This is a genomic window from Leisingera sp. M527 (assembly GCF_025141525.1).
GTDB lineage: Bacteria > Pseudomonadota > Alphaproteobacteria > Rhodobacterales > Rhodobacteraceae > Leisingera.
Genome location: NZ_CP081037.1, coordinates 762,861 through 779,288 on the forward strand (window position 1 = coordinate 762,861; position 16,428 = coordinate 779,288).

Below are 16,428 nucleotides of genomic sequence, written 5' to 3' on the forward strand. Positions count from 1 at the left end.
GGGGGCGCTCCCGCTCCCGCAGGAGTTTCCGGCTGTGCCGGAACCCCCTTGGCGGCATTGGGCCGGGCGCCGCGCAGATGCGCGGCGCGGCACCGTGCGCAGGCACGGTGCAATACCCAAACGCATCGCGGGTTTTTGCAAAAAAGGCCGCAGGCGGGCGGGAGCCTTGGCCGGCAGCGCTGTGCGCGCAGAACGTTACTGCTGGCCGGACGCCCAGTCCCAGTACATATCGCGCACCCGTTTGGCCACAGGACCGGCCTGATACTGGCACGCGTCAAAGGCGGTGACTGGGGTGATCTTGCTCATATTGCCGGAGAGAAAGACCTCGTCGGCCTCTTCGAAGTCCTGATAGCCTAGCACGCACTCATGTACCTTGATACCGTCAGCGCGCATGTGGCCGATGTGGCGGGCGCGGGTGATGCCGGCCAGAAACGTGCCGTTTGGGATCGGAGTGAACACCTCGCCATCGCGCACCATGAAGACATTGCTGGTCGCGGTTTCCGCCACATTGCCCATCGCATCCAGCGCCAGCGCATTGGAGAACCCTTTGCTGCGTGCCTCCCGCAGCATCCGGGCGTTGTTGGGATACAGGCAGCCGGCCTTGGCATTCACCACCGCGTTTTCCAGGACGGGACGGCGGAAGCGGGTGCGTGTGAGCGTTGCCGCAGCAGCTTCCGGCGCCATCGGGATTTCCTCCAGACTGACCGCAAAGCAGGTGCTGTCCGCCTTGGGCGCGATCAGGGTTCCATCCCCGTCGGCCGCCCAGTACATGGGCCGGATATAGACCGCAGCACCAGCCGCAAACCCCTCCAACCCTTCGCGGACTACCTCCACCATCTGCTCTGCCGAAAGCGTAGGCGTCATCATCAGCGCCTGGGCCGAAGCATTGGTGCGGGCGCAGTGCAGGTCCAGATCCGGGGTCACCCCGTCAAAGAACCGGGCGCCGTCAAACACCGAAGACCCCAGCCACATCGCATGATCCGCGGCCCGCATCACCGCCAGGTTGCCGTCATGCCATTTGCCGTCAAAATAGGTCCGGATAGTGCTGCCCGCTGCCATTTCATTGCCCTCGCTTTACGTCGCGAAACCTAGGCAGAGTTGGTGCGGCCGTCCAGACGGGCTTGTGGTCCAGAGGGGTGGAAAAGCGGCCTTGAGATGCGCAAGTATCATGTTTTTCAGTGCTTTATGCGGCGGGCGTCGCGGATCTGACGTGACGTCTTGTAGGTCAGTATTGCTGCCCATTTGTTTCGCGCGCGAAACATTCGGACAGTAATGCTGACCTGATCAACTCTTGCGTGTGCTGCCGGCGGGCTCCTGCGCGCCGCAAGGCGCGCCCGGCCCAACCGGGCAAGCGCATCTTGATGCGCGCAGGCCCGGACGGGAGTGCCTGGCTCCGGTTTGCTACGCAGCCGGTTTCAGCCCTGTCTTGCCAAGAATGGCCCCAGCGTCCTGCTGCCATCGGGCTTTCAGCCCGGCATTCGGGGTGCGGCGCAAACCCATGGCCTTGAGCCCTTCGAACTTCTCCGATGCTTCCTGGCCAAAGCTTGCGGCGACCCGCGGCCACCAGTAATCTGCCAGCTCCTGCAGGGCATCAGTACCTTGCGCCTCCACCAGCACCATCAGGCCCTCTTCGGCCAGTTCAGCATGGTGTGCTTCGACGGGCAGAATAGCGCGGAAGGCTTCGGCCAGCGGCTGGTAGGAGACATGGGACAGCTCCTCCAGCTGCAGTGCCACCGCACGGCCCATCAAGAGGTTCATCATCACCGCATCCGCCCAGCCTTCCAGCGGGTAGTTGAAAACCGCCAGCCGCATGTCGTGCTTGGTCCGGCTCTGGCCGATATCCGCGCCGCGTTCCAGCCGGGCAGTCCAGGGGTGGTGGTCGGCATAACGCTCAATATCCGCGCCGAAGTCACCCATAATGCGCAGGACTTTTTCGGCGCTGTCGCTTTTCTCCAGCACGATCTTGGCGGCGGCGATGCGGGCCTTGATGCCCGGACCTTCGTTGATGATGTCGGCAAAGCCGGCAGCGCCCGCCAATTCGCTGTCAACAAAGGTTGCCATCATCTTCATCAGTTCGGCGCGGTAGCGCGGCGGCACGTTGGAAGGGTTGCTGAGCACGCCGCCCTGAGCCAAGTAGTTCTCAATACTCATGTCATCAGTCATGATCCGTTCTCCCTTGGGCAGGCGTTACTGGTCGTAATCGACCACGACGTTGTCAGTGACCGGATAGGCCTGGCAGGACAGCACATAGCCCTTCTCTACCTCGTAGTCCTCCAACGCATGGTTGGCGACCATCTCGACTTCACCCTCCAGCACCTTGCAGCGGCAGGTGGAGCAAACGCCGGCCTTGCAGGCATAGGGCGCATCCATTGCGTTCTCCAACGCTGCATCCAGCAGAGTCATGTCCTTGCCCATCTCGATGGTCTGGGTGGCGCCGTCCAAGGTGATCGCAGCCTTGGTCTGATTGGCGCTGCTGGCAGCATCACTTGCGGCGGCCTTGCGTTTGGCGCGGCCCGGCTGGGCAGAGGCGAACAGCTCAAACTTGATCTGGCTGTCGTCCAGACCGGCAGTGCGCAGCGCGGCGGCGATGCCCAGCATCATCGGTTCCGGGCCGCAGATGAAGGCGGTGCCGACCGATTTGATATCTATCCAACGCTCAAACAGCTGGGCGCATTTCTCCTCGGTCACCTGACCTGTGAACAGGTCGATTTCCTGCGCGTCCGATTCCAGCACATGGATCACGTTGAAGCGGCCCATGTAGAGGTTCTTGAGATCCTCCAGCTCCTCGCGGAACATGATCGTGTTCACGCCCTTGTTGGCGTAGACCAGTGTGAAGGAGGCGTTCGGCTCTGCCGCCAGCGTGGTCTTGAGGATCGACAGTACCGGGGTAATGCCGGAACCGCCGGCAAAGCCCAGGTAGTGCTTCTCGGCCGCCTCATTAAGCGGGGTGAAGAAACTGCCCATCGGCGCCATCGCCTGCAGGGTGTCGCCGGCCTTCAGGTCGGTGTTGGCCCAGGTCGAGAACGCCCCGCCGTCGACGCGCTTGATGCCGACCTGCAGGATGCCCTCATCGCGCCCGGCACAGATCGAGTAGCTGCGGCGCAACTCCTCTCCATCAAAGTTGCGACGGAAGGTCAGGTACTGGCCCTGGGTGAAATCGAATTCCCCAGCCGCGCCGCCCGCGGGCTTCAGGGTGACAACCACCGCATCGCGGATGGTTTTGCGGACGTCGGTGACTTCAAGGTCGTGAAAGCGCGCCATCAGGGTCTCCTCAGATGCACTTGAAATAATCAAAGGGTTCGAGGCAGTCCTGGCAGCGCCAGTGGGCCTTGCAGGGGGTCGAGCCGAACTGGCTGACCTTGGTGACTTCTGTACTGCCGCAGTTGGGGCATTTTTCCGGGCCGCCTGCGGCCTGGGGCGGGGCGATGCCGTAATCCTCCAGCTTGGCGCGGCCTTTCTCGGACAGCCAATCGGTGGTCCAGGCGGGGGAGATCTGGGTCTTCAGTCTCAGATCGGTAACACCGTGGCCGCGCAGGGCGGTTTCGATATCCAGGGCAATCACTGCAGTTGCCGGGCAGCCGGAGTAGGTCGGGGTGACGCTGATCACGAGGGTTTCCCCTTCCCAGGTCACACCGCGGATGATGCCCAGATCCACCAGCGAGATCACCGGGATTTCCGGATCCGGCACGGAGTCGAGCCACTCCCAGATCTGGTTGATGCTTGGCTGAGTTGTCACTTGGCTCATGCGGTTTATCCTTGCTATGCACCGCCCGGACGATAGGCCGGGCAGCCCCCGACCTCCCCCGCGGGAGGGGGCTTTACCCCCACCCGAGGCCGGGGGCCGCCCTCAGTTCTTTGGCCGTGGCCTTACCACTTGGCGCCGGGATAGGCGCGCTGCAGCCATTGCATTTGGGTCAGCAGATGGCCCAGGTGCTCGGTATGCATCGCACCGGTGCGGCCGCCCTTATGGGCAAAACGGCTTTCCGGAATGGTCAGTGTTGCGTCACCCAGGATGCGGGAGACCAGCGTGTCGTATTCCTCACGCAGGGAGGCCGGGTCGGGTGCGATGCCCGCTTTGACCATTTCCGCGTCCACGTCGTCGGACTGGAACATCTCACCCGCGTAGGGCCAGAGATAGTCCAGTGCTTCCTGCATGCGGCGGTGGCTTTCCTCAGTACCGTCGCCCAGGCCCACCACGGTATCGGCGGAACGTTCCAGGTGATAAGCCACTTCTTTCGAGGCCTTCTCGGCAATCGCGGCGACGCGTTCGTCCGAGGATTTCATCAGCCGGCCCAGCTGGATCGAATGCCAGGCATCGAACAGGAACTGGCGCATCAGCGTGCGGCCAAAGTCGCCGTTCGGCACTTCCACCAGCAGCACGTTGCGGAAATCCCAAGCATCGCGCAGGAAAGCCAGATCGTCGGCGGATTTGCCGTCTCCCTGTACCTCAGCCGCGAGGCCGAGCCACATCTGGGTCTGGCCGATCATGTCCAGCGCGGTGTTGGCCAGCGCGATGTCCTCTTCCAGCACCGGCGCATGGCCGCACCATTCGCTGACCCGGTGGCCGAGGATCAGGGTGTTGTCACCCATCCGCAGCAGAAACTGGGTGAATGCCTCATCTTTGTTAAGCGGGCGGGTCATTACATTGCCCCCACTTCTTCGGGGATGTCGAAGAAGGTCGGGTGGCGGTAGACCTTGCTCTCCGACGGCTCATAAAGCGGGCCCTTGTCGCTGGGAGACGACGCGGCGATGTGGTTGGCCTCAACCACCCAGATCGACACGCCTTCGTTGCGGCGGGTGTAAACATCGCGGGCGTTCTTGATCGCCATCTCGGCGTCCGGCGCGTGCAGGGAGCCGACGTGGCGGTGGCTCATCCCGTGCTGGCCGCGGATGAAGACTTCCCAGAGGGGCCATTCGTTTTTCATGTCTTAAATCCTCCTGGCTGAGGGGGCGCCGCCGCAGTGTTCGAAAACGGGCAGAGCGCCGGAATGCTTGGGGTTACTCGGCAGCGTGCTTTTGCGCGGCCTTCTTTTTGGCATGCGCCAACAGCCCGTCGCGGACCCATTCGCCGTCGTCCCAGGCCTTGTTGCGGGCGGCAAGGCGGTCCACGTTGCAGGGGCCGTTGCCTTTGATCACGTCAAAGAACTCGTTCCAGTCCGGGTCGGTGTAGTCATAATGGCCGCGTTCCTCGTTCCACTTCAGATCCGGGTCGGGAACGGTGAGGCCAAGGTATTCGGCCTGCGGCACGGTCTGGTCGACAAACTTCTGGCGCAGCTCGTCGTTGGTGTTCATCTTGATCTTCCAGGCCATCGACTGGGCGGAATGGACCGAGTCCTTGTCGGACGGGCCGAACATCATCAGCGACGGATACCACAGGCGGTTCAGCGCATCCTGGGCCATCTTCTTCTGCTCGGGCGTGCCCTCGGCCATCTTGCGGATGGCGTCATAGCCCTGGCGCTGGTGGAAGCTTTCTTCCTTGCACACCCGGATCATCGCACGCGAATAGGGGCCGAAGGAAGTCCGCTGCAGCGGCACCTGGTTCATGATAGCCGCACCGTCAACCAGCCAGCCCACCGCGCCGATGTCGGCCCAGTTCAACGTCGGATAGTTGAAGATCGACGAATACTTCATGCGCCCGTCGAGCAGCATCTCGGTCATCTCGTCGCGGGAGACTCCCAAGGTTTCCGCCGCGCAGTAAAGGTACAGACCGTGACCGGCCTCATCCTGCACCTTGGCAAGCAGGATCGCCTTGCGCTCCAGCGTCGGCGCGCGGGTGATCCAGTTGCCCTCTGGCAGCTGGCCGACGATTTCGGAATGGGCGTGCTGGCCGATCTGGCGGATCAGCGTCTTGCGGTAGCCTTCGGGCATCCAGTCTTTGGGCTCGATCTTCTCGCCCGCGTCGATGCGCGCCTGAAAGGCCGCCAGCTGTTCCGGATCGTCCTGGGTCGCTTCGGATTTGACCATCTGAGCATACATGTCTGGGACCTCCCTTGGGTTTGTTACACGCGTTCGAGGATCAGGGCGGTGCCCTGTCCGACGCCGACGCACATGGTGCAAAGCGCATAACGCCCGCCGGTGCGTTGCAATTGATAGGCGGCAGTCAGCACCAGCCGCGCGCCGGACATGCCAAGCGGGTGGCCCAGTGCAATTGCACCGCCGTTGGGATTAACATGGGGCGCGTCGTCCTGAAGGCCAAGTTCGCGCAGCGTGGCGAGGCCCTGGGAGGCAAACGCCTCGTTCAGTTCGATCACGTCCATCTGGTCGATGGTCAGGCCGGTGCGGGCCAGCACCTTGCGGGTCGCAGGCACCGGGCCGATGCCCATGATACGCGGCTCAACCCCGGCGGCGGCCATGCCGACGATGCGCGCCATCGGTTTCAACCCGTTTTTCGCGGCCGCGGCTTCATTTGCCATCAGGATCGCCGCAGCACCGTCATTGACGCCGGAGGCGTTGCCTGCGGTGACGGTCTTGTCCGGTCCGTTGACGCCCTTGAGGCCCGAGAGCTTTTCAGCCGAGGTGCCGGGGCGCGGGTGTTCGTCGGTGTCCACCACCAGGGCTTCACCCTTGCGCTGGGGGATCGTCACCGGGGTGATTTCGTCGTTGAAAAGGCCCGCCTCATGCGCTGCGGCCCAGCGGGCCTGGCTGCGGGCAGCAAAGGCGTCCTGATCGTCGCGGGAAATGCCATAGTCTGCGGCGACATTGTCGGCAGTCTGTGGCATGGAATCGGTGCCGTACATCTCGTGCATTTTCTTGTTCACGAAACGCCAGCCGATGGTGGTGTCATAAACCTCATTGGCGCGGGTGAAGGCGGAGGTTGCCTTGGGCATCACAAAGGGTGCGCGCGACATGCTCTCAACACCGCCGGCGATGGCCATGTCATAATCACCCGCCTTGATACCGCGCGATGCCATGCCGACCGCATCCATGCCGGAGGCGCAGAGGCGGTTGATGGTGGTGCCGGGCACGGTGGCAGGCAGGCCTGCCAGCAGGGCGGCCATACGGGCGACATTGCGGTTGCTTTCGCCGGCCTGGTTGGCGTCGCCCAGGATCACGTCATCCAAGGCGCCCCAGTCCGCATCCGGGTTGCGCGCCGCCAGGGCAGCAATCGGCAGGGCGGCAAGGTCATCGGTCCGCACCTGGCTCAGCGCGCCGCCGTAGCGGCCGATCGGGGTGCGGGTGGCATCGCAGATGAAAGCATCCATGGGTGTTCGCGTCTCCTGTGGCGGCGGCAGGGATAAGCCGACCGTTGGGTCGGTGATACGCCGGAAGATGATTCGCGGCAAGTTAAATGTAACGGAAAAATTCCAAGAGAAGAAATTGTGTAACGATTCTTGCTGATTTCAATCCTTCGCCGGGACATGCGCTGTGATCCGGTTTTAAAAATCAATGCAGAGCAGGACGTCGTTGGGTAGCGTCTGTCCTGAACCTGAAAATGGGTGAGGCCCGATTTCTCAAAGCCGTGGCTGAGATAAAAGGCGATGGCGCCTTTGTTTTCTGAGTTGGTGGCCAGCCACGGGGCGTCCCAGCCGTTGGTGCGGCACGCCTCTATCCCCGCAGCAAGCAGGGATTGTCCCAGGCCCTTACCCTGGTGCCGGGGCTGCACGTAGAGAGTGGAGATCTCAGTTTCTGAGCTGCTGCCGCCTGGGCAGGGGTTGCCGTGTGACACCCGGATATAGCCGTCTATTCCTTCCCTGTTTTCTGAAACCAGCAGCGTTTCTGCAGGTTGGTTCACAAGATCAAGAAAGTGTTCGCGGGTGAATTGGCCAAGCGCATAGTCCGCAAAGAAGTTGCTGATGCCTTGGCGTAGATATGTGCCAATCCACACTTCGATGGACAGGGCCGCAAGACAGGAGGCGTCTTCGCTCCGGGCGGTGCGGATGGTTCCGGGATCGGGTGTATCGGTCATGTTGTGTCTTGCCTTTGGAAAAACTGCGGGCGGAGAGTGCGCCGCGGGGGGCTTGGCTGTTGAGGTAATTCATCCTCGCCATTTTGCTTCACGTGTTCAATAATCCCGGAACTTAACGGGAGGTGCCGATGAACATTCTTTACATCATGTTCGACCAGTTGCGGTTCGATTATCTAAGCTGCGCTGGCCATCCGCATCTGCACACGCCCCACATTGATGGGCTGGCGGCCAGGGGCGTGCGCTTTACCCGCGCCTATGTGCAATCGCCCACCTGCGGCTCGTCCCGGATGTCGAGCTATACCGGGCGCTACCCTTCCAGCCATGGGGTGCAGTTCAACAGCTACCCCCTGCGGGTGGGGGAATGGACCATGGGCGACCATCTGCGCAAGGCGGGCATGGGCTGCCACCTGATCGGCAAGACGCATATGGTGGCGGACGCCGAAGGGATGCAGCGGCTGGGGCTGGCGCCGGACAGCGTGATCGGCGTGCGCCAGTCGGAATGCGGGTTTGACCCGTGGGTGCGGGATGACGGGCTGTGGGCAGAAGGGCCGGACGGGTTCTATGACCAAAAACGCAGCCCCTATAATGAGTACCTGAAGCAACAGGGCTACCCGGGTGATAACCCCTGGAACGACTTTGCCAACGCCGGGGTGGAAGGCAATGATGTCGCCTCCGGCTGGTTCATGATCAATGCGGACAAGCCCGCGAATATCGCCGAAGAAGACAGCGAAACGCCTTGGCTGACAACTCAGGCGATGGCGTTTATTGATCAGGCCAACGGCCCCTGGTGCGCTCACTTAAGCTATATCAAACCGCATTGGCCCTATATCGTGCCTGCGCCGTATCACAATATGTTCGGGCCAGAGCATGTGCTGCCGGTGGTGCGCTCGGACAGTGAACGCGCGGATGCCCACCCGGTGTTTGACGGCATGATGAACAACCGGATTGGTAAGACCTTCAGCCGGGACGAGGTGCGAAACAAGGTGATCCCCGCCTACATGGGGCTGATCAAACAGGCCGACGACCAGATGGGCCGCTTGTTTGCCTGGCTGCAAGATACCGGGCGGATGCAGGACACGATGATCGTGGTGACCTCGGACCATGGCGATTATCTGGGCGATCATTGGCTGGGCGAGAAGAACCTGTTCCATGACCCCTCCATCAAGGTGCCGCTGATCATCTATGACCCGCGCGCAAATGCGGATGCTGCACGTGGAACAACCTGCGATGAACTGGTGGAGGCGATCGACCTGTTGCCGACCTTCCTGGAGGCGGCGGGCGGCGATCCGGCGCCGCATATCCTGGAGGGGCGCTCGCTGATGCCGTTCCTGCGCGGTGAAACCCCGGCCTGGCGGGAGTATGCAATTGCCGAATTCGACTATTCCACCATGCCGCTGTGCGAAAAACTGGGGCTGGAGCCCAAGGACGCGCGGCTGTTCATGGTGACGGACAAGCGCTGGAAGTTTATGCATGCCGAAGGCGGGCTGCGGCCGATGCTGTTCGACTTGGAAAGCGACCCGGAGGAATTGGTGGACCTGGCCAAGGGAGATGCGCATCAGGAGATCATTGATCTGATGTATGACCGGCTGCTGGAATGGGGTCTCAGGATGTCGCAGCGGATCACCCTGTCGGATGGGCAGATCAAGGCGCGCCGTGGGAAATCAGGGCGCAAGGGCATTCTGCTGGGCGTCTATAAGGCGGATGAGGCGGCGCCGGAGCTGACAGAGAAATACCGCGGGCCGGTGCCGCAATAACTGCCCCGGACTTTTCTTCTTTGCACAAATACTCCGGGGGAGCCCGCAGGGCGGGGGCAGAGCCCCCATTGCGCGTTGCCATGCAAGGAGCGCAGGCATAAATTGGCCGCAAACGCATCAAAGGCGGCGCAATGGCAGGTCAGACAGAGCAGGTTCTGAACGCAATCCTTCAGGACATCGAGGCGGGCCGGCTGGTGCCCGGCGCGCCGCTGGAGGAGAGCGAGCTGGTGGAGCGTCACGGTGTCTCCCGCACGCCGGTGCGAGAAGCCTTTATCCAGCTGGAAGCCATTGGCTTGATCAAACGGCTGCCGCGCAAGGGCGCGGTGCTGTTCAAGCCGACGCTGGAGGAGTTTCTGGCAATTCTGGAAGTCCATGCCCGGCTGGAGGGCCAGGCGGCGGCGCTGGCAGCACGGCGGCTGTCTCCGGTCCAGGCCAGGGAGCTGGAGGCGGCGGTTGCGGCATGTGAAAAGCATGCAGCGGAAAAGGGCGACGGTGATCCGGCAGGCTATTACCAGCTGAACCTGCGGTTTCATGCCTGTGTGGCCGAAGGATCGGGCAACCCCTTTCTGGTCGAGATGATCAAAACCAATGCACGCAAGCTGATGGCGTATTACCGGGCGCGCTACCGTTACCCCGGCGCCATTGCCCAATCCGCCAAGGAACACCGGGAGATTTCTGTGCTGATCACTGCCCATGACCGTGAGGGAGCGGAGGCGGCGATGATATCCCATGTGCAGTTCGATCAGATCACGGTGATGGACCTGCTCGCCGCATTGGGCTGACATTTGAGTTGAACGGGACCTGGCGGTCCCGTGCCTCCGGCGGGGGTATTTTTAACCAGAAAGAAGCCGGCGGGTCAGGGTTGCCGGGCTTGCTCGAAGAGGCGGGCGAGGCTCGCTGCGAAGGCTTGCTGATCAGCCTGTCCGGCAAGGCTTTCCAGCGCACGGGCATGTGCCTCGGGGCCGAGGGTCTGCTGCATTTCTTCGGTCAGCGCTGTCATGAAGCTGCGGGACATTTCGGGGTGGTGCTGGGTGGTGAAGATGTGGCGTCCAAGGGTGAAGCCAGTGTTCATGCCATTCCATTCACTGAGCGGGGTTGCGTCTTGCGGCAGTGTGCTGACGCATTCGCAGTGGGAGCCGTAAAGCTTCACCACATCCGGTAACGGTGCGGCCCAGTCCGGGCGGTTCAGCAATTTGTTGCGGGTCAGCCCGTGCACCCAGCCGTCTGGGTTGAGATCCAGGCCGCCGCCAAGGGCCAGCGCGATGGCCTGATGGCCGAAGCAGGCGCCGAACAGCGGGAATTTCCGGGCATGGGCGTCGCGGATCAAGTCCTGCAGCTGTGCCACCCAGGGGGCACCGGAGCGGACCGAGGCCGGGCTGCCGGTGATCATTGCGCCGCCAAAAGCAAACAGGTCCTGCGGGAAATCTCCATCTTTCACGGCAAACACCGAAGTACGCCAGTCTGGACGGGCTATCCGGATCAGATCGGTGAATTTTTCCCCGTCCTTTGGGTGCCTTTGGGCAAATTCGCTTTCGTCGGTGTTGGTCACCAGAATGGCCAAATGCATGAGAGCGCTCGCAAGATTATCATTTACATATTTAAGGTCACTATTAATATACATTCGTAAGCAAGTTAGGGAAGCCCGCAATGACAGTTTGGACCCCCACCGATGACGGCTTTGCGGATCTGAGCAGCCATGACGTCTTTGCCGATGGTGCGCCGCACAACACCTTTGCGCGGCTGCGGCGCGAGGACCCGCTGCATTGGACCGAATATGCGGGCGGTGCAAACTTTTGGTCGGTCACCCGCTATGAAGACATCACGGTGATGAACAAGAACACCGAGGTGTTCTCCTCGGCCCGCGGGATCCGGATGGAGGATCAATCCTACGAGGAATACCTGGCGCGGCGCACCTTTCAGGAAACCGATCCGCCGGATCATTCCAAGGTGCGGATGAAATTGCTGAAGGCGTTCTCAAAAACCACCATGGCGCAGTATGAGCAGGATATCCGCGACCTTTGTGCGGAGATTCTGGATCAGGCGCTGGCCAAAGGGGAATTTGACGCAACCAAGGAAATCGCCCGTCAATTGCCGATGCGGATGCTGGGCCGGGTGGTGGGCCTGCCGGAAGAAGACCTGCCCTGGCTGGTCGAAAAGGGCGACGCGCTGATTGCCAATACCGATCCGGATTTCACCTCGCATGTGCTGGACAAGATGCAGACGGATGAGTTCCGGATGATGCCCTTCAACTCTCCCGCCGGGGCGGAGCTGTACGTCTATGCCAAAGAGCTGATGGAGGCAAAAGCGCGCAAGGGGGATACATCCGGTGTGCTGGATCTGATCCTGGAACCGGCCAAGGATGGTTCGGTCATTACTGAGACCGAGTTCCGCAATTTCTTCTGCCTGCTGGTTGCGGCGGGCAATGACACCACGCGGTATTCGATTGCCGCCGGGATCCAGGCGATGTGCCATCAGCCGGAGCTGCTGGCGCAGATGCAAGCGGGCGGCGCGGTATGGGAGACGGCGGCAGATGAGATCATCCGCTGGGCCACGCCCGCGCTGTACTTCCGCCGCACCGCGACGCGGGATGTGGAGATGCATGGCAAAACCATCCGCGAAGGCGACAAGGTGCTGTATTGGTTTGCTTCGGCGAACCGGGATGACGGGTATTTCGAAGATCCATTTCACGTGAATCTTCACCGCAGCCCGAACCGGCATCTGTCGTTCGGCCAGTTCGGTCCGCATGTCTGCCTCGGCATGTGGCTGGCGCGGCTGGAGGTGACGGTGCTGTTTCAGGAATTGGCCAAACGGATCACCCATATCGAGGCGGCGGGGCCGCACAAATTCCTGCGCTCGAACTTCGTTGGCGGCATCAAGGAGTTGCCGGTGCGGGTGGAGGCTGCCTGACAAATGGGCTGTCTCACAGGAAAGACTCTGCGAAAACCGTTAAATATGTTAAGTAATAAGATGCGGTGCTCGATGCCGACGACTGTTCAACTGGGAAGGGCTTGAGCCATGAAAACCCGCCTGCGCGCGATGTTCTGCGACCACCTCAGCATCATGCGGGGGAAATACCTGCCGAATTCCAAGATCGGCGATGACTCGACCCGGTTCTGCCGGTCGGTCTTTGGCACCCATTATGACAGGGACTTGCTGGATGCGCCGGGGGCGATGGTCAAACAGGGTCTGCCGGATATGGAGCTGAAGTGGCTGCATGACGACATCCGGGACAGTTGGCATGCCTCGACCAAAGTGGTGCTGGGGGATTTGTATGATGATGAGGGTCAGCCGCTGCCGCTGTGTCCGCGCTGGGCGCTGAAGCGGGCGGTTGCAGATTGGCAGAAGCGCGGGTTGAAACCGAAAGTCGGGATTGAGCTGGAGGCCTTTGCCTTGCAGGCGGATGACCGCGGGCGGCTGATGCCCTATGATGCGCCGGGCGGGGTGGTCTATGGCACCGGGCCGTTTGCCGATCCGCTGCGGTTCAACGACCGGATCTGGGCGATGGCTGATGATATGGGTTTTTCGCTCGACATGATCACTGCCGAATTCGACAGCCCGCAGTTTGAATACACACTGACATTTGATGATGCGGTGAAGGCGGTGGATGACATCGTGCTGTTCCGCCTGATGGCGCGGGAGGTGGCGCTGGAATACGGCATTATCCTGACCTTCATGCCGAAACCGGTGGCCGAGGCTGGCGGTTCGGGGATGCATATCAACTTCTCCTTTGCCGATGAGGCGGGCGGCAATGCGCTGTCTTCAGGGCCGCGGGGCGGGCCGGAGCATATGAATGATCTGGCGCGCGGCTGCCTGGCGGGGCTGTTGCATCACCACAAGGGGCTTGCGGGACTGATTGCGCCAACCGCCAACAGCTATATGCGGCTGCAGCCGGGATCGCTGTCGGGGTATTGGCAGAACTGGGGCGGCGATCATCGCAATGTGACCACGCGGATCAGTTCCGAAGGCGGCGCCAAGGCGCGGCTGGAGCACCGGATGGCGGATGCTTCGGCCAATCCCTATACTGCGGTGGCGGCGGTGCTTCATGCTGCACGGTTAGGGGTGGAGAACAGCCATCAGCTGCCGCCGATGGAAACTGGTGACGGATTTGACCGGACTGACGCACGCGACGGCACGGCGGCTGATCTGAAAGGGGCAGTGAGTGATCTGGAGAAGGACACCGTTCTGGCAGAAGCTGTCGGGCCGGAGCTGGTCGCCAACCACGTCTTCATGAAACGCAAAGAAGTGCGCAAGACCCGTGATCTGGAAGGCGACGGCATGCGTGATTTCTACGTGCATTTTATCTGATATTCGCAGCGGGATCCCTGCAAGGGACATGGAAACGGGCGCGGCTGCGGCAGCTGCGCCCGTTGCCGTATCCCGCAACCGCGCCGCGTCAGCGGCGCCGCCGAAGGCGCGGGCCCGAAGCATATGCTTCGAGCCCGCCATGGTATTTGGTGGCGCCCGGACCTGGCGGTCCGGGCGCGGAAGCGTCTGGCGCGGGTGTCAGCTCACCGCCGCCAGGCCTGCGTCCAGGGCGGAGAGGATGGTTGCGGCCTCAGCCTCGCTCAGCACCAGCGGCGGTGACAGGATGATGTTGGGGCCGGAGACCCGTACCATCGCGCCGGCCTCATAGGCCGCTTCCTGCAGCGTGCCGGTGGTTTTCTTGTCAGCCGGCGCCTTGGTGCTGCGGTCTGCCACCAGCTCAAGTGCGCTCATCAGCCCGTGGCCGCCGCGCACGTCGCCGATCAGCTCGTATTTCTGCTGCAGGTCCAGCAGCCCCTGATGGATCTGGGTGCCGCGGGCGGCGGCGTTTTCGGGCACGTTCAGGCGCAGGGTTTCTTCCAGGCAAGCCAGAGCGGCAGCCGCCCCGACGGGATGGCCGGAGTAGGTGTAGCCGTGGCCGATGGCGGCCTTGCCGGTGGTGTCCTTTTCGAAGGCTTCCGTCATGTGATCCGCGATCATCACGGCACCAAAGGGGAAGTAACCATTGGTGATCGCCTTGGCCGTTGCCATCATATCCGGTTGCACACCCCAGTGCCGCGAACCGGTCCAGGAACCAGTGCGGCCGAAGGCGGTGATCACCTCATCTGCGATCAGCAGAATACCGTTTTTGGAGCAGATCTCGCGCACGCCCGGCATAAAGCTGGCATGCGGAGGGATCACCCCGCCGGCGCCCAGGACCGGTTCCATTATGAAGGCTGCGATGGTGCCGGCGCCTTGGAAGGCAATCTCATCCTCCAGCGCCTGCAGGCAGAGCTGGGCGAGCCGTTCGGGGTCGGTCTCATTGAACGGATTGCGGTATGTATAGGGCGCGGGGATCTGGAAGCAGCCGGGCAGCAACGGCTCGTACTGGGTGCGGAAGTTGGCGTTTCCGTTCACCGAGGCGCCGCCCATGTGGGTGCCGTGGTACCCTTTTTTCAGGCTCAGGAACTTGGTGCGGCCCTCCTCGCCGCGGATCTTGTGGTATTGGCGCGCGAGCCGCAGGGCGGTTTCCACCGAGTCCGATCCGCCTGAGGTGAAGAAGGCGCGGGTGAGGCCATCGGGCGCGAAGAACTTGCGCAGCTCCTCGGCCAGCTGGATTACCTGGTCGTTGGTGGTGCCGCGGAAGGTGGAGTAATAGGGCAGCACATCCAGCTGCGCGGCAATCGCGTCCTTTACCGGCTGGCAGGAAAAGCCGAGGTTCACGTTCCACAGGCCCCCGACCGCGTCCACCACCTCATGCCCGTCGATATCGGTGATTTTCACCCCTTGGGCCGAGGTGATGATGGCAGGCGGGTTGGCCAGGCTGTCGCCGGGATGCGCCATCGGATGCCAGAGGGATTTGGCGTTGTGCTCTTTCAGGAAGTTGGAGTCTTTCATGGGGTCAGCTCCTGGATGCGGCCCGCGCCGGGGCCGGAGAGGGGGAAGTCAGGCGGCACCGTTTTGCGGATATTCCGCAGGCGGTGAGCCGCCGATGCGATGGGTAAGGGTGGCGCCAGCGCGGCGCAGGGCGGCGGGGATCAGGTCTTTCTGTTCAGTGGTCATGCGGGACACCGGCGCGGCCACGGCGAGCGCGCCGATCACCTGGCGGTCGGGGCCAAAGACCGGCACCGCGTGGGAATGCACATCCGCTTCGAACCCGCCAATGGACTGGGCCATTCCAGTGCTGCGGACATCTGCCAGCTGGGCGCGGATGTCCTGCGGATCGGTGATCGTCTCAGGTGTGTGGGCCTGCAACGGCTGTGCCAGTGCCGCGTCAGCAAAGCAGGGGTCGGCATAGGCCAGCACCGCCATGCCGGAACTGGTGCCATGAAAGGTCAGCACTTCGGCGTCCTCCATCATCACCTTGGTTGCGTGGCGCGGGGAATAGGCATGCGACAGCGAATTCAGCTGGCTTCCCTGCAACAGCGACAGGTGGGTGGTTTCGCCGGTCTCGTCGCTCAGATCGCGCAGCACACGGCGCGAGACCGAAAGTATCGGAACCGCCGCCTCGCGCAGGGCGGCCAGGCGCAGAACCTGGGGGCCAAGCCGGTACATACGGTCGCCGTCGGTCTGTTCGACAAAACCTGATTCCTGCAGCTCGCTCATCAGCCGAAAGACGGTGGCCTTGTTCATACCGGACAGGCGAGTGAGGTCGCTGAGCCCGATCCCGGTCCGGCCGTGATTGAAATATGTCAGTAATGACAAGGCTTTGGATACCGTTCCCATGGGCCTGTCCGTTCTCCCTGTTTGGTCTTGGCGGGTGGTGCCTTTGGAAAAAGACGCACCTTTGATGCAATTTTGTTGACA

16 protein-coding genes are annotated in these 16,428 nt (G+C 62.2%); 4 read left to right on the top strand and 12 right to left on the bottom strand.

What is annotated here, in order from left to right; all coding sequences use genetic code 11:
- Positions 1-195 precede the first annotated feature (195 nt).
- The 9 genes from K3555_RS03905 to K3555_RS03945 form a co-directional block, all read right to left on the bottom strand.
- On the bottom strand, positions 196-1,059 hold the full coding sequence (locus tag K3555_RS03905) for a branched-chain amino acid aminotransferase (protein WP_260007452.1): 864 nt from the start codon (positions 1,057-1,059) through the stop codon (positions 196-198).
- Positions 1,060-1,401: 342 nt separating this feature from the next.
- On the bottom strand, positions 1,402-2,163 hold the full coding sequence (locus tag K3555_RS03910; protein WP_259990271.1) for a Phenylacetic acid catabolic protein: 762 nt from the start codon (positions 2,161-2,163) through the stop codon (positions 1,402-1,404).
- Positions 2,164-2,187: 24 nt separating this feature from the next.
- Entirely contained in the window at positions 2,188-3,261 is a 1,074-nt protein-coding gene (paaE, locus tag K3555_RS03915) for a 1,2-phenylacetyl-CoA epoxidase subunit PaaE (protein WP_260007453.1), read from the bottom strand.
- Positions 3,262-3,271: 10 nt separating this feature from the next.
- Positions 3,272-3,745: a 1,2-phenylacetyl-CoA epoxidase subunit PaaD gene (paaD, locus tag K3555_RS03920; protein WP_260007455.1), complete on the bottom strand. Its 474-nt coding sequence runs from the start codon at positions 3,743-3,745 to the stop codon at positions 3,272-3,274.
- 122 nt (positions 3,746-3,867) lie between these two features.
- On the bottom strand, positions 3,868-4,641 hold the full coding sequence (paaC, locus tag K3555_RS03925; RefSeq protein WP_260007456.1) for a 1,2-phenylacetyl-CoA epoxidase subunit PaaC: 774 nt from the start codon (positions 4,639-4,641) through the stop codon (positions 3,868-3,870).
- Complete coding sequence (gene paaB / locus K3555_RS03930; protein WP_014879084.1) at positions 4,641-4,925, bottom strand: 1,2-phenylacetyl-CoA epoxidase subunit PaaB; 285 nt, start codon at positions 4,923-4,925, stop codon at positions 4,641-4,643. The genes paaC and paaB overlap by 1 nt, the downstream gene beginning before the upstream one ends.
- Positions 4,926-4,998: 73 nt before the next feature.
- Entirely contained in the window at positions 4,999-5,976 is a 978-nt protein-coding gene (paaA, locus tag K3555_RS03935; RefSeq protein ID WP_027248067.1) for a 1,2-phenylacetyl-CoA epoxidase subunit PaaA, read from the bottom strand.
- A gap of 23 nt (positions 5,977-5,999) precedes the next feature.
- Positions 6,000-7,202, bottom strand: coding sequence for a 3-oxoadipyl-CoA thiolase (gene pcaF / locus K3555_RS03940; protein ID WP_260007457.1), 1,203 nt, complete (start codon positions 7,200-7,202; stop codon positions 6,000-6,002).
- The gene (locus tag K3555_RS03945; RefSeq protein ID WP_311200015.1) at positions 7,142-7,906 is read right to left on the bottom strand and encodes a GNAT family N-acetyltransferase; all 765 of its coding nucleotides are present in this window, start codon (positions 7,904-7,906) and stop codon (positions 7,142-7,144) included. Before K3555_RS03945 ends, pcaF begins: the two co-directional genes overlap by 61 nt.
- A 128-nt stretch (positions 7,907-8,034) precedes the next feature.
- On the opposite strand from K3555_RS03945, the gene K3555_RS03950 reads away from it, so the two are divergent.
- Together K3555_RS03950 and K3555_RS03955 are read left to right on the top strand one after the other, a co-directional pair.
- Positions 8,035-9,660, top strand: a complete 1,626-nt coding sequence (locus tag K3555_RS03950) for a sulfatase-like hydrolase/transferase (protein ID WP_260007458.1) — start codon at positions 8,035-8,037, stop codon at positions 9,658-9,660.
- 131 nt (positions 9,661-9,791) lie between these two features.
- Positions 9,792-10,442 carry a GntR family transcriptional regulator gene (locus tag K3555_RS03955; protein WP_260007459.1) on the top strand — a complete coding sequence of 217 codons (651 nt, stop codon included), beginning with the start codon at positions 9,792-9,794 and terminating at the stop codon, positions 10,440-10,442.
- A 74-nt stretch (positions 10,443-10,516) separates the two neighbouring features.
- On the opposite strand, the gene K3555_RS03960 is transcribed toward K3555_RS03955, so the two are convergent.
- The gene (locus K3555_RS03960; RefSeq protein WP_260007460.1) at positions 10,517-11,227 is read right to left on the bottom strand and encodes a type 1 glutamine amidotransferase; all 711 of its coding nucleotides are present in this window, start codon (positions 11,225-11,227) and stop codon (positions 10,517-10,519) included.
- 80 nt (positions 11,228-11,307) lie between these two features.
- On the opposite strand from K3555_RS03960, the gene K3555_RS03965 reads away from it, so the two are divergent.
- Together K3555_RS03965 and K3555_RS03970 are read left to right on the top strand one after the other, a co-directional pair.
- Positions 11,308-12,567 (top strand): cytochrome P450, encoded by a 1,260-nt coding sequence (locus tag K3555_RS03965; protein WP_260007461.1) that lies wholly within the window; start codon positions 11,308-11,310, stop codon positions 12,565-12,567.
- 108 nt (positions 12,568-12,675) lie between these two features.
- Positions 12,676-13,965 (top strand): glutamine synthetase family protein, encoded by a 1,290-nt coding sequence (locus K3555_RS03970; protein WP_260007462.1) that lies wholly within the window; start codon positions 12,676-12,678, stop codon positions 13,963-13,965.
- A gap of 198 nt (positions 13,966-14,163) precedes the next feature.
- On the opposite strand, the gene K3555_RS03975 is transcribed toward K3555_RS03970, so the two are convergent.
- Together K3555_RS03975 and K3555_RS03980 are read right to left on the bottom strand one after the other, a co-directional pair.
- On the bottom strand, positions 14,164-15,519 hold the full coding sequence (locus K3555_RS03975) for an aspartate aminotransferase family protein (protein WP_260007463.1): 1,356 nt from the start codon (positions 15,517-15,519) through the stop codon (positions 14,164-14,166).
- Positions 15,520-15,567: 48 nt separating this feature from the next.
- Positions 15,568-16,347, bottom strand: coding sequence for an IclR family transcriptional regulator (locus K3555_RS03980; protein ID WP_260007464.1), 780 nt, complete (start codon positions 16,345-16,347; stop codon positions 15,568-15,570).
- Positions 16,348-16,428 lie beyond the last annotated feature (81 nt).